Here is a 25,425-nt window from a genome sequence, read left to right as displayed (position 1 = left end):
GCTAGACTGATCCTGACCGCGCTCGCGCCACAGGGGAGTCTGATGAGTCTGGCCGTCCTGAAAAGCCGCGCCCTGGCCGGCATGGAGGCACCCGAGGTAAGTGTCGAAGTCCACCTTGCCAATGGCTTGCCCTCGTTTACGATAGTCGGCCTGCCGGATACGGAAGTGAAGGAATCGCGCGACCGCGTCCGCGCTGCGCTGCAAAACTGCGGCTTTGAAATGCCGGCGCGGCGCATCACAGCCAATCTGGCGCCTGCGGACCTGCCCAAGGAATCGGGCCGCTTCGACTTGCCCATTGCGCTGGGCATCCTGGCCGCCTCCGGCCAATTGCCGGGCAACCAACTACACCACTACGAATTCGCGGGCGAACTGTCACTGTCGGGCCAGCTACGCCCCATCCGCGGTGCGCTGGCCATGACTTTTGCCATGCAGCGCAGCCAATCGGGCACACCACGCGCCTTCATCCTGCCGCAAGCGAACGCGGACGAGGCGGCGCTGGTCAGCGATGCCTGCATCTATCCCGCCCACAGCCTGCTCGAGGTCTGCGCGCATTTTGCCGCGCCCGCCAGCCAGATGGCCCTGCAACGCCATCAACCCGTGCTGGCAGCGCAGGTTTTTGCGTATCCCGACTTTGCCGATGTACAGGGCCAGCAGCAGGCGCGACGCGCACTGGAAGTGGCGGCCGCGGGCGGCCACAACGTGCTGATGGTGGGACCGCCGGGTGCGGGCAAGACCATGCTGGCCAGCCGGTTTCCCGGCGTGCTGCCGCCCATGAGCGATGCAGAGGCACTGGAATCGGCCGCCGTACATTCGCTGGGCGGCCACTTCAAGGTGGAACACTGGAAACGCCGTCCCTATCGTGCCCCGCACCAGACGGCGTCCGGCGTGGCCCCGGTGGGCGGCGGCAACCTGCCGCGCCCGGGAGAAATCTCGCTGGCACACTGCGGTGTGTTGTTTCTCGATGAAATCGCCGAATTCCAGCGCCGGGTCCTCGATGTCTTGCGCCAACCCATGGAATCGGGCGTCATCAGCATTTCGCGTGCGGCCCGCCAGGCCGAGTTTCCTGCCCGCTTTCAGTTGATCGCCGCCATGAATCCCTGCCCGTGCGGCTACCTGGGGCATGCTTCCGGCCGTTGCCGCTGCACGCCGGACGCCGTGCTGCGCTATCGCAGTCGCCTGTCCGGCCCGCTGCTCGACCGTATCGACCTGCAAATCGAAGTTGCCGCCATGCCAGCGGCGGCGCTGGGGCGGCACGCAGGCGCCGGCGAAAGCACGCAATCCATCGCCACGCGGGTAGCGGCAGCCTTCGCCCTGCAGCTGGCACGCCAGGGGAAAGCGAACCAGCGCCTGAGCAGCACGGAAATCGAACAGCATTGTCGCCTGGAGCCACATGGCGAACAGTTGTTGCATGGCGCCATGGCGCGCCTGCACTGGTCGGCACGCACCTACCACCGGGTACTGCGCGTGGCGCGCAGCATCGCCGACCTGGCAAGCAGCCCCACGATCACGCAGCCGCATGTCGCCGAAGCGATCCAGTACCGGCGCGTACTGCGTGAAATGTAAGGAGAGCAATGAACGCCACACATACGCGATTGCGCGTGACTGGCGGCACTGCTACCATCTGCTGATGAAAAAACCATCACTTGCTCTCTTGCTGGCTACGCTCGCGGCCGCCAGCGTCCTGTCCGCCTGCAGTCCGAAATTCGACTGGCGCGACTATCGCAGCCCCGACGCTCAGTTCACGGCCCTGTTTCCAGGCAAGCCGGCCGTGCTGACGCGCGAGATCGATCTCGATGGCAAGAAAGTCAGCCTGACCATGACGGCGAGCGAGGTTGATGGCAATACCTTCGCCATCGGCAGTGCCGTGCTCGACAACGCAGAACAGGCGCAAGCGGCCCTGCCCGCCATGCAGACCGCCCTGTTGAAAAATATCAACGGCACTGTACGCAGCGAAAAGTCCGCATCGGCAGCCAGCAGCACTGCTGCCGGAATACATCAGCGCAGTTCGCTCAGCATCGAGGCCAGCGGCACGCAGCAAGGCAAGCCTGTCCTGCTGGTCGGCCGTTTTGTGGCACAGGACAAGCACATCTTCCAGATCATCATTCTCGGTGAAGAGCGCAAGCTGTCGCGTGACACCATCGACACCTTCATGGACTCAGTGAAACTGGATTGAGACTTAGTGATCGCTTAAACGGATGTTTTCACGGTCAGCAAGCTCTTGTAAATACGTGCGCTGTCCAACAGATGGCGATATCCGGCTTGCAAATGTGCAATCCGGGCAATCGGACGGCCTGTGCGATGTTTCAAGTCGTGATATTGTTTCGACACTAACAACAAGTTTCAGAAAGCGCTTATGTTGATCTCATTCAAATCCAAATCCTCCCCTGAAGTACTGATGTACCAGGAGCATGCCCAGCGTATCCTCGACATCCTGCACAAGAATCCCACGCGCGGCGTCATTACGCCAACGGAAGCAGGAGATGCCCTGGCCTTGCTGGAAAAAGAAGTCGCGGAAAGCAAATTGCATCCGGAAAATGACATCGAGCACGATACCCATACGCCGGAAACGCTGGAAGATGGCGAATCGGGCGCCCATGCGCGCGCGCAAAAAGTGCATTTTTCGCAGCGCGCCTATCCCTTGATGGAGATGCTGCGCTCGGCCAAGGCAGAAGGTGAAAGCATTACCTGGGGCATCTGATCCCATGAACGCTGCAGACGAAAAAAAACCCCGCACCTAGCGGGGTTTTTTTATATAACAAGCCTGACGATAACCTACTTTCACACTGGTTGCAGCACTATCATCGGCGCAAAGTTGTTTCACGGTCCTGTTCGGGATGGGAAGGGGTGGGACCAACTTGCTATGGTCATCAGGCATAACTTTTTCAACAGCCTGCTCCCAACGGGGCAGCAAACCATCTGATCTGAGGAGGCGAATTATATACGAATTTATCTGGGAATGGGGCCAAAAGTGGCTTTTTATAGCGAAAAAGCACCAGACGAAAAAAAACCCGGCCATTGCTGGTCGGGTTTTTCTCTACTGCGAATAACAAGCCTGACGATAACCTACTTTCACACTGGTTGCAGCACTATCATCGGCGCAAAGTTGTTTCACGGTCCTGTTCGGGATGGGAAGGGGTGGGACCAACTTGCTATGGTCATCAGGCATAACTTGTACTGGCATTTGTCCTCAGTTGAGCGACAAAGCCTGAATCTGGAAGAAGCAAAGATTGGGTAATGAATAGTAGTATCAACAAACACGCAACGTTGTACCGTCTTATCCTCTGTACCTGCTAAGGTTATAGGGACAAGCCGTACGGGCAATTAGTACTGGTTAGCTTAATGCATTACTGCACTTCCACACCCAGCCTATCAACGTCCTGGTCTCGAACGACCCTTTAAAGAGCTCAAGGCTCTGGGAAATCTCATCTCAAGGCAAGTTTCCCGCTTAGATGCTTTCAGCGGTTATCTCTTCCGTATTTAGCTACCCGGCAATGCCACTGGCGTGACAACCGGTACACCAGAGATACGTCCACTCCGGTCCTCTCGTACTAGGAGCAGCCCCCTTCAAATTTCCAACGCCCACGGCAGATAGGGACCAAACTGTCTCACGACGTTTTAAACCCAGCTCACGTACCACTTTAAATGGCGAACAGCCATACCCTTGGGACCGGCTACAGCCCCAGGATGTGATGAGCCGACATCGAGGTGCCAAACTCCCCCGTCGATATGAACTCTTGGGAGGAATCAGCCTGTTATCCCCAGAGTACCTTTTATCCGTTGAGCGATGGCCCTTCCATACAGAACCACCGGATCACTATGTCCTACTTTCGTACCTGCTCGACTTGTCAGTCTCGCAGTTAAGCACGCTTATGCCATTGCACTATCAACACGATGTCCGACCGTATCTAGCGTACCTTCGAACTCCTCCGTTACACTTTAGGAGGAGACCGCCCCAGTCAAACTGCCTACCATGCACTGTCCCCGATCCGGATAACGGACCAAGGTTAGAACCTCAAACAAACCAGGGTGGTATTTCAAGGTTGGCTCCACGAGAACTAGCGTCCCCGCTTCAAAGCCTCCCACCTATCCTACACAGATTGGTTCAAAGTCCAATGCAAAGCTACAGTAAAGGTTCATGGGGTCTTTCCGTCTAGCCGCGGGTAGATTGCATCATCACAAACATTTCAACTTCGCTGAGTCTCGGGAGGAGACAGTGTGGCCATCGTTACGCCATTCGTGCAGGTCGGAACTTACCCGACAAGGAATTTCGCTACCTTAGGACCGTTATAGTTACGGCCGCCGTTTACTGGGACTTCAATCAAGAGCTTGCACCCCATCATTTAATCTTCCAGCACCGGGCAGGCGTCACACCCTATACGTCCACTTTCGTGTTTGCAGAGTGCTGTGTTTTTATTAAACAGTCGCAGCCACCAGTTTATTGCAACCCTTTCACCCTCATGGAGTAAACCAATCAAGCTACCGGGGCGTACCTTTTCCCGAAGTTACGGTACCAATTTGCCGAGTTCCTTCTCCCGAGTTCTCTCAAGCGCCTTAGAATACTCATCTCGCCCACCTGTGTCGGTTTGCGGTACGGTCTCGTATGACTGAAGCTTAGAGGCTTTTCTTGGAACCACTTCCGATTGCTTCGTGAACAAGTTCACTCGTCTCAACCCCTTGAATTACGCGCCCGGATTTGCCTAAGCGCCTTCTATGAGCCAAAAACCAACTATTCCAACAGTTGGACAACCTTCCGCGATCCGTCCCCCCATCGCATCATACGACGGTGCAGGAATATTAACCTGCTTCCCATCAGCTACGCATCTCTGCCTCGCCTTAGGGCCGACTCACCCTGCTCCGATGAACGTTGAACAGGAAACCTTGGGCTTACGGCGTGGAGGCTTTTCACCCCCATTATCGCTACTCATGTCAGCATTCGCACTTCTGATACCTCCAGCATCCTTTACAAGACACCTTCGCAGGCTTACAGAACGCTCTCCTACCATATCCAATAAAGGATATCCGCAGCTTCGGTGACTGGCTTAGCCCCGTTACATCTTCCGCGCAGGACGACTCGATCAGTGAGCTATTACGCTTTCTTTAAATGATGGCTGCTTCTAAGCCAACATCCTGACTGTTTTAGCCTTCCCACTTCGTTTTCCACTTAGCCAATCTTTGGGACCTTAGCTGGCGGTCTGGGTTGTTTCCCTCTTGACGCCGGACGTTAGCACCCGACGTCTGTCTCCCAAGCTCGCACTCATCGGTATTCGGAGTTTGCAATGGTTTGGTAAGTCGCAATGACCCCTAGCCATAACAGTGCTCTACCCCGATGGTGATACTTGAGGCACTACCTAAATAGTTTTCGGAGAGAACCAGCTATTTCCAAGTTTGTTTAGCCTTTCACCCCTACCCACAGCTCATCCCCTAATTTTTCAACATTAGTGGGTTCGGACCTCCAGGGCGTGTTACCGCACCTTCATCCTGGCCATGAGTAGATCACTTGGTTTCGGGTCTACACCCAGCGACTGATCGCCCTATTCGGACTCGATTTCTCTACGGCTTCCCTATATGGTTAACCTTGCCACTGAATGTAAGTCGCTGACCCATTATACAAAAGGTACGCAGTCACGGAACAAGTCCGCTCCTACTGTTTGTATGCACACGGTTTCAGGATCTATTTCACTCCCCTTCCGGGGTTCTTTTCGCCTTTCCCTCACGGTACTGGTTCACTATCGGTCGATTACGAGTATTTAGCCTTGGAGGATGGTCCCCCCATATTCAGACAGGATGTCACGTGTCCCGCCCTACTTGTCGTACGCTTAGTATCACCGGTCTGATTTCGAATACGGGACTATCACCCGCTACGGTTCCTATTTCCAGAGGATTCTTCTATCAGTCCGACTATCACGTACAGGCTCTTCCCATTTCGCTCGCCGCTACTTTGGGAATCTCGGTTGATTTCTTTTCCTGCAGCTACTTAGATGTTTCAGTTCGCCGCGTTCGCCTTGCATACCTATGTATTCAGTATGCAATACCCTAAAAGGGTGGGTTGCCCCATTCGGAAATCTGCGGATCAAAGTGTGTTTGCTCACTCCCCGCAGCTTATCGCAAGCTACTACGTCCTTCATCGCCTGTAATCGCCAAGGCATCCACCATGTGCACTTATTCGCTTGTCCCTATAACGTTAGCCTCTCATCATTTGCATGATGAAAGAGCGCTACAGGGATAAGAAAGTACAACGTTGTTGCTTGTTTGTTGATACATACAATCATTACCCATCGATTCGCTTTTTACGGCAAACCGATCAATAAATAATCTTTACTTCTTCCAGATTGTTAAAGAACGAAACAGCTTTGATCGCTAAAAGATCAAACCTAAACCTCACGGCTTACGTTTGCACTTTCGAGTAAAACGTGGTGGAGGATGACGGGATCGAACCGACGACCCCCTGCTTGCAAAGCAGGTGCTCTCCCAGCTGAGCTAATCCCCCTGGGTAATGACTGGTAGGGCTGGTTGGACTCGAACCAACGACCCCCGCGTTATCAACACGGTGCTCTAACCAGCTGAGCTACAGCCCCAACGCGGTGCTACTACTACTACTGTTTCTTCTTAATTAAACAGCCGATAAGTGTGAACATTTGATGCGTGAATCAGTTACCTGATTCGTGCAAACTCTAGAAAGGAGGTGATCCAGCCGCACCTTCCGATACGGCTACCTTGTTACGACTTCACCCCAGTCACGAATCCTACCGTGGTAAGCGCCCTCCTTGCGGTTAAGCTACCTACTTCTGGTAAAACCCGCTCCCATGGTGTGACGGGCGGTGTGTACAAGACCCGGGAACGTATTCACCGCGACATGCTGATCCGCGATTACTAGCGATTCCAACTTCATGCAGTCGAGTTGCAGACTACAATCCGGACTACGATACACTTTCTGCGATTAGCTCCCCCTCGCGGGTTGGCGGCGCTCTGTATGTACCATTGTATGACGTGTGAAGCCCTACCCATAAGGGCCATGAGGACTTGACGTCATCCCCACCTTCCTCCGGTTTGTCACCGGCAGTCTCATTAGAGTGCCCTTTCGTAGCAACTAATGACAAGGGTTGCGCTCGTTGCGGGACTTAACCCAACATCTCACGACACGAGCTGACGACAGCCATGCAGCACCTGTGTACTGGTTCTCTTTCGAGCACTCCCTGATCTCTCAAGGATTCCAGCCATGTCAAGGGTAGGTAAGGTTTTTCGCGTTGCATCGAATTAATCCACATCATCCACCGCTTGTGCGGGTCCCCGTCAATTCCTTTGAGTTTTAATCTTGCGACCGTACTCCCCAGGCGGTCTACTTCACGCGTTAGCTGCGTTACCAAGTCAATTAAGACCCGACAACTAGTAGACATCGTTTAGGGCGTGGACTACCAGGGTATCTAATCCTGTTTGCTCCCCACGCTTTCGTGCATGAGCGTCAATCTTGACCCAGGGGGCTGCCTTCGCCATCGGTGTTCCTCCACATATCTACGCATTTCACTGCTACACGTGGAATTCTACCCCCCTCTGCCAGATTCTAGCCTTGCAGTCTCCAATGCAATTCCCAGGTTGAGCCCGGGGATTTCACATCAGACTTACAAAACCGCCTGCGCACGCTTTACGCCCAGTAATTCCGATTAACGCTTGCACCCTACGTATTACCGCGGCTGCTGGCACGTAGTTAGCCGGTGCTTATTCTTCAGGTACCGTCATTAGCAAGAGATATTAGCTCTCACCGTTTCTTCCCTGACAAAAGAGCTTTACAACCCGAAGGCCTTCTTCACTCACGCGGCATTGCTGGATCAGGCTTTCGCCCATTGTCCAAAATTCCCCACTGCTGCCTCCCGTAGGAGTCTGGACCGTGTCTCAGTTCCAGTGTGGCTGGTCGTCCTCTCAGACCAGCTACTGATCGATGCCTTGGTAGGCTTTTACCCTACCAACTAGCTAATCAGATATCGGCCGCTCCACGAGCATGAGGTCTTGCGATCCCCCACTTTCATCCTTAGATCGTATGCGGTATTAGCGTAACTTTCGCTACGTTATCCCCCACTCTAGGGTACGTTCCGATATATTACTCACCCGTTCGCCACTCGCCACCAGAGCAAGCTCCGTGCTGCCGTTCGACTTGCATGTGTAAGGCATGCCGCCAGCGTTCAATCTGAGCCAGGATCAAACTCTTCAGTTTAATCTCTGTTACTTTGCCATTTTATTGGCACCGTCTTGCGACGGGTCGCTCACTCAAAAAACTGACAGGCCACTACTTGCGTAGCGCCTATTTCATTATTTCTTGTGAACATTTGATATTTTAAGTTAGACGCCAATCCGAAGATTGACGCTGCACTTACATCAAATGCCCACACTTATCGACTGTTAATTGTTAAAGAACTGTATTCGGTACTGCTTTCGCGCTCTTGACAAAGCGTTGTGTTTGTCAGCTGCGAAGAAGGAAGAGTATGAAGCTTTTTCAGCATTTCGTCAACCTTCTTTTTTACCCGCTTCACTCAGCATTTGCATGCATCGTTCAGCGAGGGGGCGAATTATAGCCCTGCCCCGTGCACCCTGCAAGGGCTATTTTTCAGCTCCGAGAAACAGCCCTGGCACCGCACTTGCTTATACAGACATATGCACTGCACACTGATGGCAGCAACTCTGGGCCTGGCAGCAACACTGGGGACAGCCCGGTTCGCTTTGCTTTGCTCCCATCTGTGACAGGTGCTACATTATGGAACACTCTCGATATTCAAAAGAGCGCCGCAGTACAGGGCCCAACGGAGGCAACGAGATCATGTATCAACCGTCAGCTACTTACCGTAGCGCACCGTTTTCGTCCATCGCGGACGCGAACATTTTGCCGGCAGGACAGGACAACGTCCCCGTCATCATCGAAACGTCCCATCAGCGCTCAGTCGCCTTTGGGCTGTCGCCCACGGCCACGCCCGACTTTACGCCGGCCGGCAAATCCGACCTGTCACTGCTGATCGAGCAAAACCGCATGCTGCACACGCACGCACTGCCCGCCATGGAAACCCTGTACCAGCAAATCGTCAACACGCACAATATGGTGATCTTGACGGATGCCAACGGCGTGATCGTGCATTCGCTGGGTGACGATGATTTCCTGGAGAAAGCCAACCGCGTGGCGCTGCAGCCGGGCGTGGCATGGTCGGAACAAAGCCGCGGCACGAATGCCATCGGCACGGCCATCACGGAGAAAGTACCGACGTTGGTCCATGCGGACCAGCATTACCTGGCCGCCAATCATTTCCTGACGTGCTCCGCGGCACCGATCACCGATCACCGGGGCAATGTCATCGGCGTGCTGGACGTGTCCAGCGATCAGCGCAGCTTTCACAAGCATACGATGGCTTTGGTGCGCATGTCGGCGCTGATGATTGAGAATCAGCTGTTTTCCGCCACCTTTGAAGACGCCATCACCGTGCACTTCCACGCGCGTCCCGAATTCATCGGCACCTTAATGGAAGGCATCGCCTCATTCACGCCGGGCGGGCGGTTTTTATCCGCCAATAAAAACGGTTTGTTCCAGCTGGGCCTGTCATTCGCCGCGCTGCAATCCCATACCTTCAGCTCCCTGTTCGGCTTGCCCGTGTCTGCCCTGTACGAACATTACCGGACGGCCTCACCCGGTTTGCTGAACCTGTGCATGCACAGCGGCGTGCGCGTGTATGGGCGCGCGCAGTTGCGCTTGTCCAATAGCGTTTTCCAGCACGGTTTCACTGCCAGCACCGACCATAGCGATATCAACGCCGTGCCGGCCCAGGTTCCCGCACCAGCCAGCCATGCGGCCAACGCGGCGCGCCGCCTGTCCGGCCTGCGCTACTTGCGCACGGGCGATCCGCAACTGGAACTGGTGATCGAAAAAGTCAACAAGGTGCTGGGGCGCGATATTCCCATCCTCGTCATGGGTGAAACGGGCACAGGCAAGGAATTGCTGGCGCAAGCCATCCATAACGACTCGCCGCGGGCCATGGGACCGTTTATCGCCGTCAATTGCGCGTCGATCCCGGAAACCCTGATCGAGTCTGAACTGTTCGGCTATGAAGACGGGGCATTTACGGGCGCGCGCAAGAAAGGGGCCATCGGCAAGATCCTGCAAGCCAATGGTGGCACCCTGTTCCTCGATGAAATCGGCGACATGCCCTTCGGCTTGCAGGCGCGGCTGTTGCGCGTGCTGCAGGAACGCATGGTCACCCCGCTGGGCAGCAGCAAATCGATCACCGTCAATGTGGAACTCATTTGCGCCACGAATCACAACTTGCGCGAACGCATGGCCAAGGGACTGTTCCGCGAAGACTTGTATTATCGCCTGAATGGCCTGGTGGTCAAACTGCCGCCGCTGCGTGAACGCACCGACCTGGACACAGTCGTCAAGAAAATCCTCGCGACGGAAGCGCCCGATACGCGCTACACGGTGGCGCCGGACATCCTGCGCATGTTCCACCAGCATAAATGGCCAGGCAATTTCCGCCAGTTGACCAATCTGTTGCGCACGGCCATCGTCATGGCAGGCGACGAGCATGAAATCTGTCTACGCCACATGCCTGATGATTTCCTCGACGATATTGAGATGACGCAGGCCCATGCCGCCAGCGCCAGCACGGACCGCATGATTGCCGCCGGCGCGAACCTGGAAGAAATGGAACAAAGCGCGATTCTCAAGTCGCTCGATGCCCACGGCGGCAACGTCTCGGCCACGGCGCGGGCCCTGGGCGTGTCGCGCAACACGATCTATCGCAAGGTACCGCATCTGAAATAGCTTAGATTAGACGGGCAAAGCCGGGAGACATCTTGCGCTGGCCCGACTTGTCGATGGTCATCAGGTCGACGCCCTGCATGTGTGCGGCCATCGCATGCGCACGCGCGGCCCCCGTCACCATGAAGGTCGTCGACAAACCGTCGGCCAGCAAACCCGTGGGCGCCAGCACGGTCACGCTGGCCAGTTCGCGCGGCGAATCGCCGTTCGAAGGGTCGAAGATGTGGTGATGCGCGAAGTCGGGCGTGAACGTGCATTCGTAATCGCCTGACGTGGCCACGCTGCGCCCTTCCACTTTCAAGGTAGCCGCCAGGATTTCCCTGTCGCGCGGGTCCTGGATGCCCAAGGTCCACGGACGGCGCAGGGAGCGCTGTCCGCGCGCAATGAACTCACCCGTGTCGAGCAGCGCGTGCCGTATGCCGCGCGCCTGCACGGCCGCCAGCGCCATGTCCGCCGCGTAGCCTTGCGCCAGGCCATTCAAGGTCAGCGCCATGCCGGGCTGAAGAAAACGCACTTCGCGGCTATCCCACGCCAGTTGCCGCCAGCCAACCCGCGCCTGCGCGGCACGACGCAATGTGTCCGTCGGCAAGCGTGCCTGGTCTGCCGCCGCGCGAAATAGCTGCCACAAGGGTTGCACGGTGATATCGAACGCCCCATCGCTCGATTGCGACAAGGCTTGCGCCTGCGCCAGCACGGCCAGCAGATGCACGTCCGGCCGGGCCAGACGGCCATCACGATTCAGCTGAAAGACTTGGCTGGCCGGGCTGTAAATGCTCATCAGCCGGTCGATATTCCTGGCCGCATGCAAGGCGTCTTCAATCGCCAGTTCGGCCTGGTGCTGATCGTGGTGCAACACGGTGACGGCGATCGTCGTGCCAAACGCCAGCGCGGCGCCTTGATAAGGCCGCACGCCGGACGCCGTGGCCGTGCCGCGCGCCATGCTGCCAGGCAAGGACACGCCCGCCATGCCGGCCACGCTGCCGATCGCTGCGGAAATAAAGGTTCTACGCTGCATTGCTGCTCTCCTCCGCCGTGGCCCGGACGATGGGAATGGTACGGGCACGCTTGATTTCCAGCATCAAGGGTGCGCATTTTTCATCGCTGGCGTAAATCACCACGCAATCCATGCACTGGAAACACTCACCGTAATCGACCTTCCCGCTGGGCGCGATGGCGTGATACTCGCAACGGTGGCGACAAGTCTGGCAAGGCGTGCCGCATTCCTTGCGGCGGGGAATCCAGTTGAACAGGCGAAAGCGCCCCAGCAGCGCCAGCGCCGCGCCAAACGGACACAGGTAGCGGCAAAAGAATTTGTAGGAAACGCTGCTGAGCAGCAGCAAGCCCACGGCATAGACGACGAAGGGCCAGGCGCGCACGAAATTCAAAGTGATCGCCGTCTTGAACGGCTCCAGTTCCACCAGCTTGTCCGTGAGCTGGCTGGAAAACACGCTGCTGCCGAGAATGGCCGCCAGCAAGCCATACTTGACCCATTTCAAGCGCCCGTCCAGGCGCGGCTTGATCTTCCACTGAGGCAATCGCAACCACTGGCCCAGCTTGCCCGTGAATTCCTGCAGCGCGCCGAACGGACACAGCCAGCCGCAAAACGTGCCGCGCCCCCAGATAAACAGACTGAGCAGCACGAAAGCCCACAGGATCACCGTCATCGGATCGAACAGGAAAAAGCCCAGGCTGCGCCCCGCCAGCAGCGCCTGGAATGCGCCCGTAATATTGACGATCGATAACTGCCCCTGCGCGTAGTAACCGATGAAAGCGATGGTAAACAACAGGAACAGGCGGCGGAACCAGGTAAATTGCCGCCCCTCGCGCACCAGGCGTTTTTGCCAGGCCAAAGCGCCGGCCAGCAGCGCCAGCCCGGCCAGCAAGGTCAATAGCTCGGCCTTGCGGTTCTTCCACGTGCCGCGCCATGTGGCATCGTCGCCTTGCGGTGCGCTATAAAAATCAGCCGGCAGGCGGAAACTGAAATCCACGTTGCGGGCGATGCGTTCCGGATACACGATGCCCTTGCTGCGCGTGATGGGAAGTGTGAACGCCAGCGGGCTGGCCGCATCGAGCCCCGCCTGGCTGATGATGCGAAAGACAGCGACATTTTCCGTCGGCAACGCTGCCCCCTCCGACAAACTCAATTCCAGGTCCAGGTCGCGCATGTCGATGGGCAAGCCATCCTGCTTCAGCAACAGCCGGTCCGGCACGGTGCCGCGCACAAAATCGTCGCCCAGCACGCTGTAGCGCCCGCGCGACATGACGAGGATGGCGTGGTCGCCCTCGTCGAGCCGGTTGCGCAGTTTGCTCCAGCTGCGCTCCGTCAACAGATTGCGTCCCACCGTGGGCACGGATACATACGCCAGGTACAGGTCGATGAACACACCGTCCGGTTCGCGTGTGGCCTGCGTATCGAGTCCCGCGCCAGGACTGCCGGCAAACAGGGTTTCCACGTCCTTGTTGCTCAGGCGTACATGCTGGATCAAGCCTTGTTTGAGCATCTGCGCCGCGCTGAGTTTTTCGAACACGTCCATGCGGATGCGGGCAATCTGGTCGGGGTCGCGCCCTTGCGCAAAACCCAGTTTTTTGCGCGACACTTTCAAGGCGGAGGCCAGCACGCTCTGGTTGATGATGCGCACGGAGGCCGTGGCCTTCGACACGCCGTCGATATCGGCGTGGGTCGCATCTGGCGCGCGCTTGGTGCGCGCATCGATGGCGATATTCTGTTTCAGCGACAAACCCTGGTACTGTTTGACGAATTGAAACAGGGGCGCTTCACCTAGGCCGTCGAGAAACACCGGTTCGTGTTGCGACAGCACGGCGACGTCCAGAAAACTGCCTTTCGGATCGATGCCGATCAGCAGATTGACGGGCACGCCGGAAAAACCGGGAATCGGAGCCAGGTCCACCGATTCAAACACGTAGCCGACCAGTTCGGTGGCCGTGGCGTTTTGCCGGAACAAGGGCCAGACGGGCAAGTCGGTCTCCTTGTCGCCGACGACGATGGGAGCAGGAAAACGCCGTGCCAGCTCGGCCTTGGTGAGCACGCCTGCCCACGCCTGTCCCAAGATAAACAGGAATAGCCAGCATCCGATGAACAACCGCATTATCCGCATGCATTGCACTCCGTGCGGCGCCCTGTCGCAAGGCGCCGCATTTATTGGTTAGAAGAAAATAATGCCGCCCAGCGACACGCCATTCATCTTCGCTTCGCCGCCCGTAAAGCCTTTCGAGCGCGTCTGGCCCAGTTCGCCCACCAGGGTGATCGCGCTGTTGAGCGAGTAATACGCGCCCAGCGTCAGGTTGGCGTTCGACTTCAAGCCGCCCGTGCCGGCCGTATTGTCGTCGTTCTTGCTGATGCCGTAGGACAAGCCCAGCTTCAGCTTGTCCGTCGTTTTATACGTGCCTTGCAGCAGCCAGTTCTTCGACTTGGTATCGCCCTGATCCGCATCGGAGAGTATCCCCAATCCTTTGCCGCCCTGGAAGTTGACCAGCACGCCGGCCGGGCCCATCTGGTACGAGCCGCCCACTTCCACGCCGCGCATGGTCAGGTCATCGACACCTGGCGTTTTCGAGGTGAATTTTTGCGACTTCACGCCCAGCCAGGCTTTCAAGCCTTCCTGCGCATACGTCACTTGCGCCTGCACTTGCGGACTCGACTTCGAGGAATAGGTCGAGCCTGCCACGATGGGCGTATCGGAAACGGGGCTGACCAGCGCCACATCGACGCCAAAGCCGCCGGACTTCGGCGAGCTGTACATGATCTGGCCATAGTTGCCCAGATAGGTGTAGCCGGCGCCGATATGGCCCAGGGTCACGCGGCCCCGCTGCGTTGCCTGCACGGGTGCGCCCGAACCCAACAAGGTCATGTCGGACAGGATCGCATTCGCGCCGAAGATGCCGTAGTCGCGGCCCAGCTTGAAGGTGCCCATTTCCGCATTGCCGAACGTGAAGAAGGCCTGGCGCACATCGACCACGCTGTTCTGGCTGATGGCGCTGTCGGTGGCCGTCGAGTTGTAGATGCCGATCAAGGCTTTCACGTCGTACTCGCCCAGGCGCGAGCTTGCCGAGGTGATCAAGCCATTCGGCAGCAAGCCGTTGCCGATCGTGGTGCGGTCCTTCTCGCCACCGCAACCGAGCGCCTGGCCGCCCAGCGCCAGCCCACCCACCGCATCGCCCGAACACGACACTTGCGTGTAATAGGCGTTGACGATGCCGCCCACCGACACGGTCCAGTCGCCCGCCTTGATATCGACGGCTTGTGCCTGCCCCATCGCTGCGATTGTCATGACACCCAGGCTCCCCAGCTTGCTCAATGTGTTCATTGCGTCTCCTCTTTCTTCTCTGTTTTTAGTGTGCACACCAGTGATTGATGTACCTCAAGCTTTGGCAATAAGCGTGCCCAGCACTGCTCAGAGGGAGAAAGAGAAAAAGCGTCGTTAACGTGTGCAGCAGCGGATCAATTGCCACAGATAGTGTTCATTTTTTGACCGCAAGTATGCATAGCGGGCGTACAGGTAAACAAAAAACTGACGGCCTGGGCCGTCAGCAAAAAGAAAGCGCCCGGCGAACAGGGAGACACCCGTCCGAGTGGCCCGGGCGTTTCACCCCGTTACTTCGATGCCAGTTTGAAGACCCACACGGAGCCGCCCTGCTCCAGGAAGTTGACCTTCTTGGCCACTTCGCCACCCCACAGCGGCACCGCGCCACCCCAGCCAGATACGACGGCTACATATTGCGTATCGCCATCCTGCCAGGTGACGGGCGGCGCCACGACGCCGGAACCCGTCTGGAATTTCCACAGTTCCTTGCCCGTCTTCGCGTCGACGGCTTTCAGGAAGCCTTCCGGCGTGCCGTAGAACACCAGATTGCCGGCAGTGCTCATCACGCCGCCCCACAGCGGCGCGTTGTTCTTGATTTCCCAGACGATCTTGCCCGTCTTCGGATCGATGGCGCGCATGGCGCCGATGTAGTCGTCAAACAAGGGCTTGATGGTGAAGCCTGCACCGAGGAAGGCGCCACCCTTCTTGTAGCTGATCGGCTCGTTCCAGATATCCATGCCCCATTCGTTCGCCGGCACATAGAACAGCTTGGTTTGCGGCGAGTACGCCATCGGCATCTGGTTTTTTGCACCGAGGAAAGCAGGCGCGGCAAACACGGTCGTGCCTTTCTTGCCTTCTTCTCCCTTGGTCGGATCGCCTGGGCGGCCGGCGGCGATGTAGTTCGGCCGTCCCGTTTTCAGGTCGATGCTGCTGGCCCAGGTGATTTTCTTCACAAACGGAAAGGCGTTCTGCAGCTTGCCGTTGGTAGCATCGATGACATAGAAGAAACCGTTGCGGTCGGCCTTGCCGCCGTAGCGCTTGCCATCCATGTCGAAGGTGACGAACTCGTTGGCGCCATCGAAATCCCAGGCATCGTTGGGCGTGTTTTGATACGCCCATTTGATCTGGCCCGTCTTGACGTCCAGCGCCACGGTGGATGAGGAATACAGGTTGTCGCCGGGACGCAAATGGCTGTTCCATGGCGCCGGGTTGCCGGTGCCGAAATAGGCCAGCTTGGTTTGCGGATCGTAGGTGCCGCCCATCCAGGTGGACGCGCCGCCCGTTTTCCACAGGTCGCCCGGCCAGGTTTTGTTGACCGTGCCAGATACGCCGTTATCGCTCGCCTTGCCATCCTTGTCGTAGCGGTGGCCCATATGGCCCTCGACCGTAGGACGGCTCCACACGAGGTCACCCGTCATGGGGTTGCGCGCCTCGACCCGCCCCACGATACCGAATTCCCCGCCCGACACGCCCGTCAGCAGCAAGCCTTCGGCGATCAGCGGCGCGGCCGTCATCGAGTACCCTGCCGCATAGTCGTCGACCTTTTCCTTCCAGACGATCTTGCCCGTGTTCTGGTCCAGCGCCACCAGGTAGGCGTCGAGCGTGCCGAAAATCACCAGGTTGCCATACAGGGCGGCACCGCGGTTGACCACGTCGCAGCAGGGCATGATGCCGTCCGGCAAGCGATGCTCATATTTCCACAGCTTGGCGCCCGTTTTCAAGTCGACGGCAAAGATGCGCGAATACGATGCCGTGACGAACATCTTGCCGTTATGAATCAGCGGCTGCGATTCCTGGCCCCGCTGTTTTTCGCCGCCAAACGAGAACGACCAGGCCGGCACCAGCTTGGCCACGGTCTTGTCATTGATCTGCGTCAACGGCGAATAGCGCTGCCCCTGCGTGCCCATGCCAAACGACAGGACGCTGGCCGGATTCTTCGCCGTGTTGTCGAGCATGGCATTGGTGACATTGCCCACGTCGGCCGCCTGGACCAACGAGGCGACACTCAAACCGACGACGATCCCCATGATTTTTTTCTGCACAATCATCTCCCTCTGTTTTATTAGTATGTGTGTATCAGGTCTTGCGGTGCTCATGCGGCTGGGCATGCAATAGCGCGCACTCTTCATCGGTGAACAGGCGCGAGCGCGTCAGGAAGCGCTTGCCAGTGCCGTTGTCGAGTGAAAACATGCCGCCATTGCCATCGACCACATCGATAATCAACTGGGTATGCTCCCAGTACTCGAATTGCTCGAGTCCCATGTAAAACGGTGTGCCATTCAAGTTGCCGAGATAGATATCGGTATCGCTGACATCGAACTCGCCCAGCGCATAACACATGGGCGCACTCCCGTCGCAGCAGCCGCCCGACTGGAAAAACATCAGCGGGCCGTGACGCTGGCGTAACTTGTCCATCATTTCCAGCGCCGCATCGGTGGCGACCACCCGGGCAATTGCTGCACTCATGGCATCCCTTTCTGCGCGCCGCCCCCGGCTAAGGGCGCGGCGCCTGTTGCCGGTTTAGAAGAAGCCCAGGGCTTTCGGGCTATAGCTCACCAGCAAGTTCTTCGTTTGCTGGTAGTGGTCGAGCATCATCTTGTGGTTTTCGCGGCCGATACCCGACTGCTTGTAGCCGCCGAACGCGGCGTGGGCTGGATACAGGTGATAGCAATTGGTCCACACGCGGCCCGCCTGGATGGCGCGTCCCATGCGGAAGGCGCGCGAACCGTCACGCGTCCACAAGCCGGCACCCAGGCCGTACAAGGTATCGTTGGCAATCGCCAGCGCTTCGGCCTCATCCTTGAAGGTGGTCACGGACACGACTGGTCCAAAGATCTCTTCCTGGAAGATGCGCATCTTGTTGTTGCCCTTGAACACCGTCGGACGCACGTAGTAGCCGCCCTCCAGATCGCCTGCCTGCGTATGGCGCTCACCACCGGCCAGCACTTCGGCGCCTTCCTGGCGGCCGATGTCGAGGTAGGACAGGATTTTCTCCAGCTGCTCCTGCGACGCCTGGGCGCCGATCATGGTGGACGAGTCGAGCGGGTTGCCCTGCTTGATGGCGGCCACGCGCTTCAAGGCCCGTTCGATGAATTTCTCGTAGATCGATTCCTGGATCAGCACGCGCGATGGGCAGGTGCACACCTCGCCTTGATTCAGCGCAAACATGGTGAAGCCTTCCAGGCACTTATCGAAATAATCATCATCGGCATCCATCACATCTTCAAAGAAGATGTTCGGCGACTTGCCGCCCAGCTCCAGTGTGACGGGAATCAGGTTTTGCGCGGCATAGCCCATGATCAAGCGGCCCGTGCCCGTTTCACCCGTAAAGGCGATCTTGGCGATGCGCTTGCTCGACGCCAGCGGCTTGCCCGCTTCCAGGCCAAAACCGTTGATGATGTTCAACACGCCCGGTGGCAGCAAGTCGCCGATCAGTTCGATCAACACCATGATGGAGGCGGGGGTTTGCTCGGCCGGTTTGAGGACCACGCAATTGCCGGCGGCCAGGGCTGGCGCCAGTTTCCACACGGCCATCAGAATCGGGAAATTCCACGGGATGATCTGGCCCACGACACCCAGCGGCTCATGGTAGTGATAGGCATAGGTTTCCGCGTCGATTTGCGCGACGGAACCTTCCTGCGCGCGGATGCAGCCGGCGAAGTAACGGAAATGGTCGATGGCCAGCGGAATGTCGGCATTCATCGTTTCACGGATCGGCTTGCCGTTATCGATGGTTTCCGCCGTGGCGATCAGGCTCAGGTTTTGTTCGATGCGGTCGGCGATGCGGTTCAGGATATTGGCGCGCTCGGCGGGTGAAGTCTTGCCCCAGGCATCCTTGGCGGCATGCGCGGCGTCCAGCGCCAGCTCGACATCTTCCGCCGTGGAACGGGCGATTTCGCAAAACGGCAAGCCCGTGATGGGTGTGATGTTAGGAAAGTATTCACCTTTTACTGGTGCAACGAACTGGCCGCCAATGTAATTGTCATAACGTTGTTTGAAGGGATTGGCTACGCCCAGTTTGCTGATGTCTGCGAGATTCATGTCGTCCTCTATCGGGTTAATTAGAATGGAATTACTTAATTAAAATCAAACGTCCTGGTACAGATGGGGTGAGTACACGGAGTCTTCCGCAAATGCCGTGCCAGCTCACCATCCCACTACAAACTTAGCCGCTTTTCCCCCTGTTACAAGGGCGTGGCGTCAATACCGGCGCGCTTTTCAGCGCATGCCCCGGGCTTGAGCCGTGGGCGTGGCTGTGTTGGCGTTTTGAACAGGCGGCGCGGCCCCTGTTCCAATCCGTGCCAGCCTCGCCACCACCCCGCATCGCGCTCCCTGCGCCGCTGCACAATGGAACAGGTGTACCAGACTGGAACACCTGCGCCTGTACCACTACCGTATCACCACGCCCCATGGCAATTCGCCCACGGCAATATCGGCCACTTTGCGCGCGCTGGCAGTATCGATGACGGACACGCTGTTCGAGCGGCCATTGGCCACGTACAGCTTGCTGCCATCGGGCGTGATGGCCATATTCCACGGACGTTTGCCGACGGGAATGGTGGCCGTCACCTTGTTGCTGGCCGTATCGATCACCATCACCGTGCCGTCCGTGCCGTTCGAGACATACACCTGCTTGCCGCTGGGATGGACGGCGATGCCGTTGGCATTCTTGCCCGCTGGAATGGTGGCGACGGCCTTGCGCGCAGCCATGTCGATCACATACACGGCGTTGACCAGTTCGCACGCCACATAGGCGTGGCCCGAGTCCGGACTGAATCCAATGCCGCGCGGACGCAAGCCCACGGCGATGGACGCCACCTGGCGGCGTTGCGTCACATCAATGACATCGACTTGCTCGGCCTCTTCCGCACTGACCAGCAGCCAGCGCCCGTCCGGGCTAAACACGGCATGTTCCGGATTGCGTCCCTGCACCTTGATATCGGCGAGCAAGACGCCCGTCTGACCATCGAGCAAGCTCACGCTGTTGTTTTCCTCGACGGCCACGGCCACGTAACGACCGTCCTGCGAAGCGCTGACGCCTTCGGGCGACTTGCCCAGCGCCACCGTGCGCACGGGCGTGCCGCTCGCGTTATCGATCAGCAACAAGGCGCTGCTGGCGGCATCGGTGACAAACAATTGCCGCCCGGTCGGGTCGGCGGCGATGCCGCGCGGCCGCTTGCCTGCCGCGATCTGGTGCACCACCTGGTCGGTCGCCGTGTCGATCACGCTCAAGGTGCCCGATTTTTCATTGGGGACATAGGCAAAAGGAGCGGCCTGGAGGGCGCTGCTGGCAAGCGCAGGCAGCAGCCAGCAGACCTGTCGCAAGCGTGAGAAGAAGTTGGGCATAATCACCTTTTCAATGGAAAACACAGGAAAAGCGCGCGGCATCGGCGCCTCTGAACATTGCTGCATGCAAACGCCGTGCCACTGACGCGCGTATAATTTCAGCCCACCAATGGAGACATGGCAGGCATATTGCTTGATACAACTATGCAGACCTGCGCCGCTCACGCGCTCAAGCAGGCTTTTATTCACATTGGAGAACCCGCATGCAGCATCGTTTCCGCTTGAACACCATTGCCAGCCTGTTTGTCGCCGGCAGCGCCACCCTCGCCCCCCACGTTTTCGCCGCCGAGGCAGCTGACCTGGCCAACGGGCAACTCATGGATACGGTGGTCATCAGCGGCAGCCGCATCGCCCACCCCAGCCAGGAAGTGCCGGCCTCGCTCGACGTGGTCGACAGCGCCCGCATTCAGGATGGCCAAATCCGCGTCAATGCATCGGAAGCGCTGGCCGCAGTGCCGGGCCTGGTTGTGCAGAACCGCCAGAACTACGCGCAAGACTTGCAGATCTCGTCGCGCGGCTTTGGCGCCCGCTCGGCCTTCGGCGTGCGCGGCGTCAAACTGATCAGCGATGGCATTCCTGCCAGCATGCCCGATGGCCAGGGCCAGGCCGCTACCTTCAACCTCGATACGGCCGAGCGCATCGAAGTGCTGCGCGGACCGTTTTCTGCCATCTATGGCAACCATTCTGGCGGCGTGATCCAGCTGTTTTCCAAGGATGGGCAGAATCCCCCGTCCGTCGAACTAAATGTAACGGGCGGCAGTTTCGGCACCAGCAAGGTGGACCTGACGGCGCAAGGCCAGGCAGGCGGCATCGGCTACGTGCTCGACGGTTCGCGCTTCCGCACGGATGGCTTCCGCGACCACAGCGCCGCCACGCGCGAACAGGCGTTCGGCAAGATCACCGTCAAGCCCAATGCGGACAGCAAGCTGACCATCGTCGCCAACAGCCTGCACCAGGGCAACACGCAAGATCCGCTGGGCGCCACCTGGGCCACGTTTGCCCGCGACCCGCGCGCCGGCGAAATCGATACGACGGATACACAGAGCCCGAAACGCACCCTGGCCGAGCGCTACAACACGCGCAAGAGTATCGACCACCAGCAGATCGGCGCCACCTATGAACAAGCGTTTGGCGACGACCGCCTGCATGTGATGGTGTATGGCGGCAACCGCGATGTCATCCAGTACCAGGCTTTCACCAAAGGCTTCCAGGCACCGGCCAGCCATTCGGGCGGTGTGGTCGACTTCCAGCGCCAGTTCTATGGCATCGATACCAACTGGCTGCACGTAAATCAATTGGCTGACGGCAAGCTGAGCACCACCATCGGCATCGATTACGGCCGCTCCAGCGATGACCGCACCGGCTATGAGAATTACATTGGCAATAGCTTTGGCGTAAAAGGCAAGCTGCGCCGCGACGAGCAGGATGTCGTCTCCAGCCTCGATCCGTATCTCCAGATGGAATGGCAAAGCGGGCCATGGCTGCTCAGCGCTGGTGTGCGCTACAGCAAGATGAAAGTGGAAGTTAACGACCATTTCCTCAGCAATGGCAACGACAGCGGCAGCCTGGAATTCAGCCACACGACTCCGGTGCTGGGCCTGCTGTATAAACTGACGCCGAACGTCAACGTGTACGCCAGCGCCGCGCGCGGCTTCGAAGCACCCACCTTGAACGAACTGTTTTACTCGGGCACGGGCGGCGGCTTCAATTACCAGCTGAAACCGGCCACCAGCACCAACCTGGAGGCGGGTGTCAAGGCCAGGATCGGCAACAACACGCATGTGAACGCGGCTGTGTTCCAGATCAAGACCAACGACGAGCTGGTGGTCGACAGTTCCAGCGGAGGGCGCACCAGCTACCGCAATGCGGGCAAGACCTTGCGCCAGGGCATGGAAGTGTCCCTGGACTCCAGCCTGCCGTATGGTTTCACGACAAAAGTGGCGCTGACCAGCCTGCACGCCGTATATGACCAGGCCTTTGGCAATGTGCGCGAAGGCAGCCGCTTGCCGGGCGCGCCCAGCGCCAACCTGTTTGCGGAACTGGCCTGGAAAGACACGCTCGACCGCTTCGGCGCGGCGCTGGAAAGCGTGGCCAGCAATCAGGTGTACGCGGAAGACAGCAATATCGAAAAACCGGCGCCCGGCTACACGGTGTTCAATGCCAGGGTCAATGCCAAGCAAAACGTGGGGAATTGGCGCTTCAAGGAGTTTGCCCGCCTGAACAATCTTTTCGACAAGACCTACGTGGGCTCCGTCATCGTCGGCGACAGCAACAAGCGCTACTATGAAGCGGCGCCGGGACGCAATTGGTTGTTAGGCGCTAGCGCGCAATACTCGTTTTAAGAACACCTGAGAAAAAGTCCATGGCGGCGTTGCATTGCCCTGAACATTTTTCAGGCGTTCTCATGAAAAAGCCCGCGCCTCTTCCGAAGCGCGGGCTTTATTGTCATTCAACATGGCCTATTACGGCCGCGCTTCCTTCACCCCATATTTCTCAAAGATGGCTTTCAATTCACCGCTGGCCGCCATCTCGTTCATGGCTGCCTGCAGCAACTTGCCCACGTCGAGCTGCTGGCGGCTGACGGCCAGGCCCACGGCCCAGCCGGCACGCGGCAGGCGGGCGAACGCCACTTCGCTCAAGGGAAAAGCGGGATCGCTTTTCAGCACCGACTCGATTTCCGAACGATTCGCCAGCACGGCGTCGAGCTTGCCTGCCTGCAATTGCTGCAAGGCTTCGGCGGCCGTGTCGAAGATGCGCACGTCGTCGCGGTACTTGCCATTGTCTTCGCCCAGCATCAGCATGGCGGCGATCGATACCTTTTCCACGCCGATACGCTTGCCGGCCAGCGAAGCGACGCCATCGAATTGCGGCACGGCTTGCGCGCTGTGCGCCAGGCGCACGGTTTCCACATAATACGGCGCAAAGATTTCGACCTTATCGTTATCGGCCATCAATTTTTTATCGACCGGCACATGCAGCATCACATCGGCGGGACCATAGCCGAGGTAATGCCCCTTCCACACCATATTGCGCAAATCGTCGTTCAGGTTTTCACCGGCGGGAAAGGGCAGCAAGCTCAGTTTCAAACCCAGCTTTTTGGCCAGCGCTTCGGCAATGTCGATATCGATGCCCGTGCCCTTGTCGGAAAACGGCGCGAACTCGTTGTACACCGCCACTTTCAGGCTGCCCGACTGCTGCACTTTCTGCCAGTCGGCGCGCGCTGGCGCGGCTGCGCATAGCGCCAGGCAGGCGAGCGAGAGCATCGCGCGCGCGCCCGGGAGTTGGAATGAATGCATGGGACTCCTTGGTGGTCAATCGGCTCAGTTAGGCTCGCGGCGGGTTTCCAGATAGGTCTTGATGGCCCACATGGCTTCCTGGTTGAAGACGCCTTCGAACGGCGGCATGTACACGGCGCCATTGCGTACTTTACCGTGACGGATGCTCGCCAGGAAATAATTGTCAGTTTCCTTGTAGCAAGCCTGTTTCTTTGTCTCATTCTTGATACCGAAGCAATCGCGGTCGAGCTGGCGCAAGTCCGGTGCGATGCCGCCCGAGATAGCTTCGATACCGTGGCAACGCGCGCAATTCTGGTTGTAGGCCGACGTGCCGACCGTCAAGGCCAGCTTGTTGCCCCGATACGGGTTTTGTTCGAGCCACTTGTCGCCCACCTTGGGCAAGCCCGTGGTGTCGACGCCTTGCGGCGTGACATTGCCGTGCGCATAGGCCTGCGGCAAGGTCAGCAGGGAAGTGAGGGCGACGGCGCCGGCGGCTGCCACGCCGAGCAGGGTACGGATGGAATAGGTCATGCTGGTCTCCTTGGTTTTTTTAGTGAATATCCAAGAAGAGCAAATGCCATGCCATGCGTACATGCCCCACATCCGGTCGCCCATGTATCAATTTGGAACAGCTGCAACAGGTATCTGTGTCACCAAGAGGGTCAGGCGGCCACCGTGCAGATGCTGCCCCCCTCCCGCTGCTCGAAAGTGATACGCACGGGCAAAAATCGGGCAATTACCTCCGCATTCGTCAGCGCATGCTGCGACACCTTGCTGCAACTGAAGCTACCGCCACCGGCCAGCGCCATCGGCAGCAAGAGCTGGTCGGCCAGGTGCTCGCCGACTGCCGCGTCCGTCTTGAGATAGGCGCGCACCTCGTTCAACAGGCGCTTGGCAACCGTTTCGGCCAGCAAGGATTTTTCACCGAACGACGTAAATACTTCCGTGACGTGCTCATGTTCCAATGTCAGCAACAGGACGTTGCCCGGTCCCTGCTCCGCCGGCAAGCCGACGAGGCGCAGCTGCTTGCCGCTCCAGCCCATGCCGTCGGCGACACGCTCGAGCTCGCGCTGCGCTACGTTTACATGCACGCCCGCCACCACGCTTTCCGCATACCCGGCCTTCCGTTCGCCGCGCTGCAGCAGTGAAATGGGCCGCAAGCGCTGGCACGGTTGCACGGTGGCCAGCACCTCGCCGCCGCCTGCGGGATGAAAACCATAGCGCTGTTGCGTCATCTCTACCTCGGCGCCCATCTGCTCCAGAACACGGCCATACGCGCGCTGCAGGAAATGCACGGGCGGCGCCATGGCATTGTGCGTGCCGCCACTGATGCGCACGGTGGTCGGCCCATCCGCATGCAGCAGGGCCGGCAGCAAGGTTTGCAACACCAGGGTGCAGCTGCCGGCGCTGCCGATGGCAAAGCGGTATTCGCCGCTACGAATTGTCCCCGGCACGAATTCCAGGCTGGTTGCACGCAGCGCCACCGGCGTCGTGCGCGCCCCGCAAATGGCGGCTGCAGCCTGCACGGCCAGCAGATGCTGGCGCAGCAAGCCGGGCTTGTCCCGTCCCGCGCGGATGTTAATCAGCCGGAACGGCTGCCCCGTGATCATGGACAGGCTCAGCGCCGAACGCAAAATCTGTCCGCCGCCTTCACCTTGCGCTCCATCAATTTCTATCATCTCTGCTTTCT

Annotated in this window: 15 protein-coding genes, 2 tRNA genes and 4 rRNA genes; 5 read left to right on the top strand and 16 right to left on the bottom strand. The window is 58.5% G+C overall.

The window, feature by feature from the left end:
* The first annotated feature begins 42 nt into the window (after positions 1–42).
* The 3 genes from FJQ89_RS21645 (at position 43) to FJQ89_RS21635 (ending at position 2,698) form a co-directional block, all read left to right on the top strand.
* Entirely contained in the window at positions 43–1,563 is a 1,521-nt protein-coding gene (locus FJQ89_RS21645) for a YifB family Mg chelatase-like AAA ATPase (RefSeq protein WP_141171652.1), read from the top strand.
* 64 nt (positions 1,564–1,627) lie between these two features.
* Entirely contained in the window at positions 1,628–2,173 is a 546-nt protein-coding gene (locus FJQ89_RS21640) for a hypothetical protein (RefSeq protein ID WP_141171651.1), read from the top strand.
* Between the two features lie 180 nt (positions 2,174–2,353).
* Positions 2,354–2,698: a DUF1840 domain-containing protein gene (locus FJQ89_RS21635; protein ID WP_141171650.1), complete on the top strand. Its 345-nt coding sequence runs from the start codon at positions 2,354–2,356 to the stop codon at positions 2,696–2,698.
* A gap of 61 nt (positions 2,699–2,759) precedes the next feature.
* Here FJQ89_RS21635 and rrf (FJQ89_RS21630) read toward each other — a convergent pair.
* The 6 genes from rrf (FJQ89_RS21630) to FJQ89_RS21605 all read right to left on the bottom strand — a co-directional run bounded on the left by rrf (FJQ89_RS21630) (position 2,760) and on the right by FJQ89_RS21605 (position 8,206).
* Positions 2,760–2,872: ribosomal RNA gene (gene rrf, locus FJQ89_RS21630) — 5S ribosomal RNA — on the bottom strand.
* 178 nt (positions 2,873–3,050) lie between these two features.
* Positions 3,051–3,163, bottom strand: a 5S ribosomal RNA gene (gene rrf, locus FJQ89_RS21625).
* Positions 3,164–3,300: 137 nt separating this feature from the next.
* Positions 3,301–6,173, bottom strand: a 23S ribosomal RNA gene (locus FJQ89_RS21620).
* Between the two features lie 238 nt (positions 6,174–6,411).
* Positions 6,412–6,487, bottom strand: a tRNA-Ala gene (locus FJQ89_RS21615).
* Between the two features lie 11 nt (positions 6,488–6,498).
* Positions 6,499–6,575 (bottom strand) — tRNA-Ile (locus FJQ89_RS21610).
* A 100-nt stretch (positions 6,576–6,675) separates the two neighbouring features.
* Positions 6,676–8,206: ribosomal RNA gene (locus FJQ89_RS21605) — 16S ribosomal RNA — on the bottom strand.
* Together the 16S, 23S and 5S rRNA genes with 2 tRNA genes alongside form the textbook arrangement of a ribosomal RNA operon.
* Positions 8,207–8,806: 600 nt before the next feature.
* On the opposite strand from FJQ89_RS21605, the gene FJQ89_RS21600 reads away from it, so the two are divergent.
* Positions 8,807–10,795 (top strand): sigma-54-dependent Fis family transcriptional regulator, encoded by a 1,989-nt coding sequence (locus FJQ89_RS21600; protein WP_243136199.1) that lies wholly within the window; start codon positions 8,807–8,809, stop codon positions 10,793–10,795.
* Between the two features lies 1 nt (position 10,796).
* On the opposite strand, the gene FJQ89_RS21595 is transcribed toward FJQ89_RS21600, so the two are convergent.
* The 7 genes from FJQ89_RS21595 to FJQ89_RS21565 all read right to left on the bottom strand — a co-directional run bounded on the left by FJQ89_RS21595 (position 10,797) and on the right by FJQ89_RS21565 (position 20,460).
* The gene (locus FJQ89_RS21595; protein ID WP_141171649.1) at positions 10,797–11,807 is read right to left on the bottom strand and encodes an FAD:protein FMN transferase; all 1,011 of its coding nucleotides are present in this window, start codon (positions 11,805–11,807) and stop codon (positions 10,797–10,799) included.
* Positions 11,797–13,839, bottom strand: a complete 2,043-nt coding sequence (locus FJQ89_RS21590; protein WP_243136198.1) for a NosR/NirI family protein — start codon at positions 13,837–13,839, stop codon at positions 11,797–11,799. Before FJQ89_RS21590 ends, FJQ89_RS21595 begins: the two co-directional genes overlap by 11 nt.
* Before the next feature lie 117 nt (positions 13,840–13,956).
* Entirely contained in the window at positions 13,957–15,117 is a 1,161-nt protein-coding gene (locus FJQ89_RS21585) for a porin (protein WP_243136197.1), read from the bottom strand.
* Between the two features lie 287 nt (positions 15,118–15,404).
* A complete protein-coding gene (locus tag FJQ89_RS21580) occupies positions 15,405–17,141 on the bottom strand; it encodes a methanol/ethanol family PQQ-dependent dehydrogenase (protein ID WP_279239614.1) in 1,737 nt (578 codons plus the stop codon).
* Between the two features lie 49 nt (positions 17,142–17,190).
* The gene (locus FJQ89_RS21575; protein ID WP_034756816.1) at positions 17,191–17,580 is read right to left on the bottom strand and encodes a DUF779 domain-containing protein; all 390 of its coding nucleotides are present in this window, start codon (positions 17,578–17,580) and stop codon (positions 17,191–17,193) included.
* 54 nt (positions 17,581–17,634) lie between these two features.
* The gene (adh, locus tag FJQ89_RS21570) at positions 17,635–19,155 is read right to left on the bottom strand and encodes an aldehyde dehydrogenase (RefSeq protein WP_099760759.1); all 1,521 of its coding nucleotides are present in this window, start codon (positions 19,153–19,155) and stop codon (positions 17,635–17,637) included.
* 348 nt (positions 19,156–19,503) lie between these two features.
* On the bottom strand, positions 19,504–20,460 hold the full coding sequence (locus FJQ89_RS21565; protein ID WP_141171646.1) for a beta-propeller fold lactonase family protein: 957 nt from the start codon (positions 20,458–20,460) through the stop codon (positions 19,504–19,506).
* 203 nt (positions 20,461–20,663) lie between these two features.
* Between FJQ89_RS21565 and FJQ89_RS21560 the strand changes: the two genes are divergently transcribed.
* Positions 20,664–22,802 (top strand): TonB-dependent receptor family protein, encoded by a 2,139-nt coding sequence (locus FJQ89_RS21560; protein ID WP_141171645.1) that lies wholly within the window; start codon positions 20,664–20,666, stop codon positions 22,800–22,802.
* Positions 22,803–22,922: 120 nt separating this feature from the next.
* Here FJQ89_RS21560 and FJQ89_RS21555 read toward each other — a convergent pair whose 3' ends face one another.
* The 3 genes from FJQ89_RS21555 to rtcA form a co-directional block, all read right to left on the bottom strand.
* Complete coding sequence (locus tag FJQ89_RS21555) at positions 22,923–23,756, bottom strand: substrate-binding periplasmic protein (protein ID WP_243136187.1); 834 nt, start codon at positions 23,754–23,756, stop codon at positions 22,923–22,925.
* 24 nt (positions 23,757–23,780) lie between these two features.
* The gene (gene pedF / locus FJQ89_RS21550; protein WP_141171644.1) at positions 23,781–24,266 is read right to left on the bottom strand and encodes a cytochrome c-550 PedF; all 486 of its coding nucleotides are present in this window, start codon (positions 24,264–24,266) and stop codon (positions 23,781–23,783) included.
* Positions 24,267–24,397: 131 nt separating this feature from the next.
* Positions 24,398–25,414 carry an RNA 3'-terminal phosphate cyclase gene (gene rtcA / locus FJQ89_RS21545; RefSeq protein WP_141171643.1) on the bottom strand — a complete coding sequence of 339 codons (1,017 nt, stop codon included), beginning with the start codon at positions 25,412–25,414 and terminating at the stop codon, positions 24,398–24,400.
* Between the last annotated feature and the right edge of the window lie 11 nt (positions 25,415–25,425).

The organism is Janthinobacterium tructae (assembly GCF_006517255.1).
In the GTDB taxonomy this organism is placed as follows: domain Bacteria; phylum Pseudomonadota; class Gammaproteobacteria; order Burkholderiales; family Burkholderiaceae_D; genus Janthinobacterium; species Janthinobacterium tructae.
This window is presented reverse-complemented; position numbering and strand designations above follow the sequence as displayed.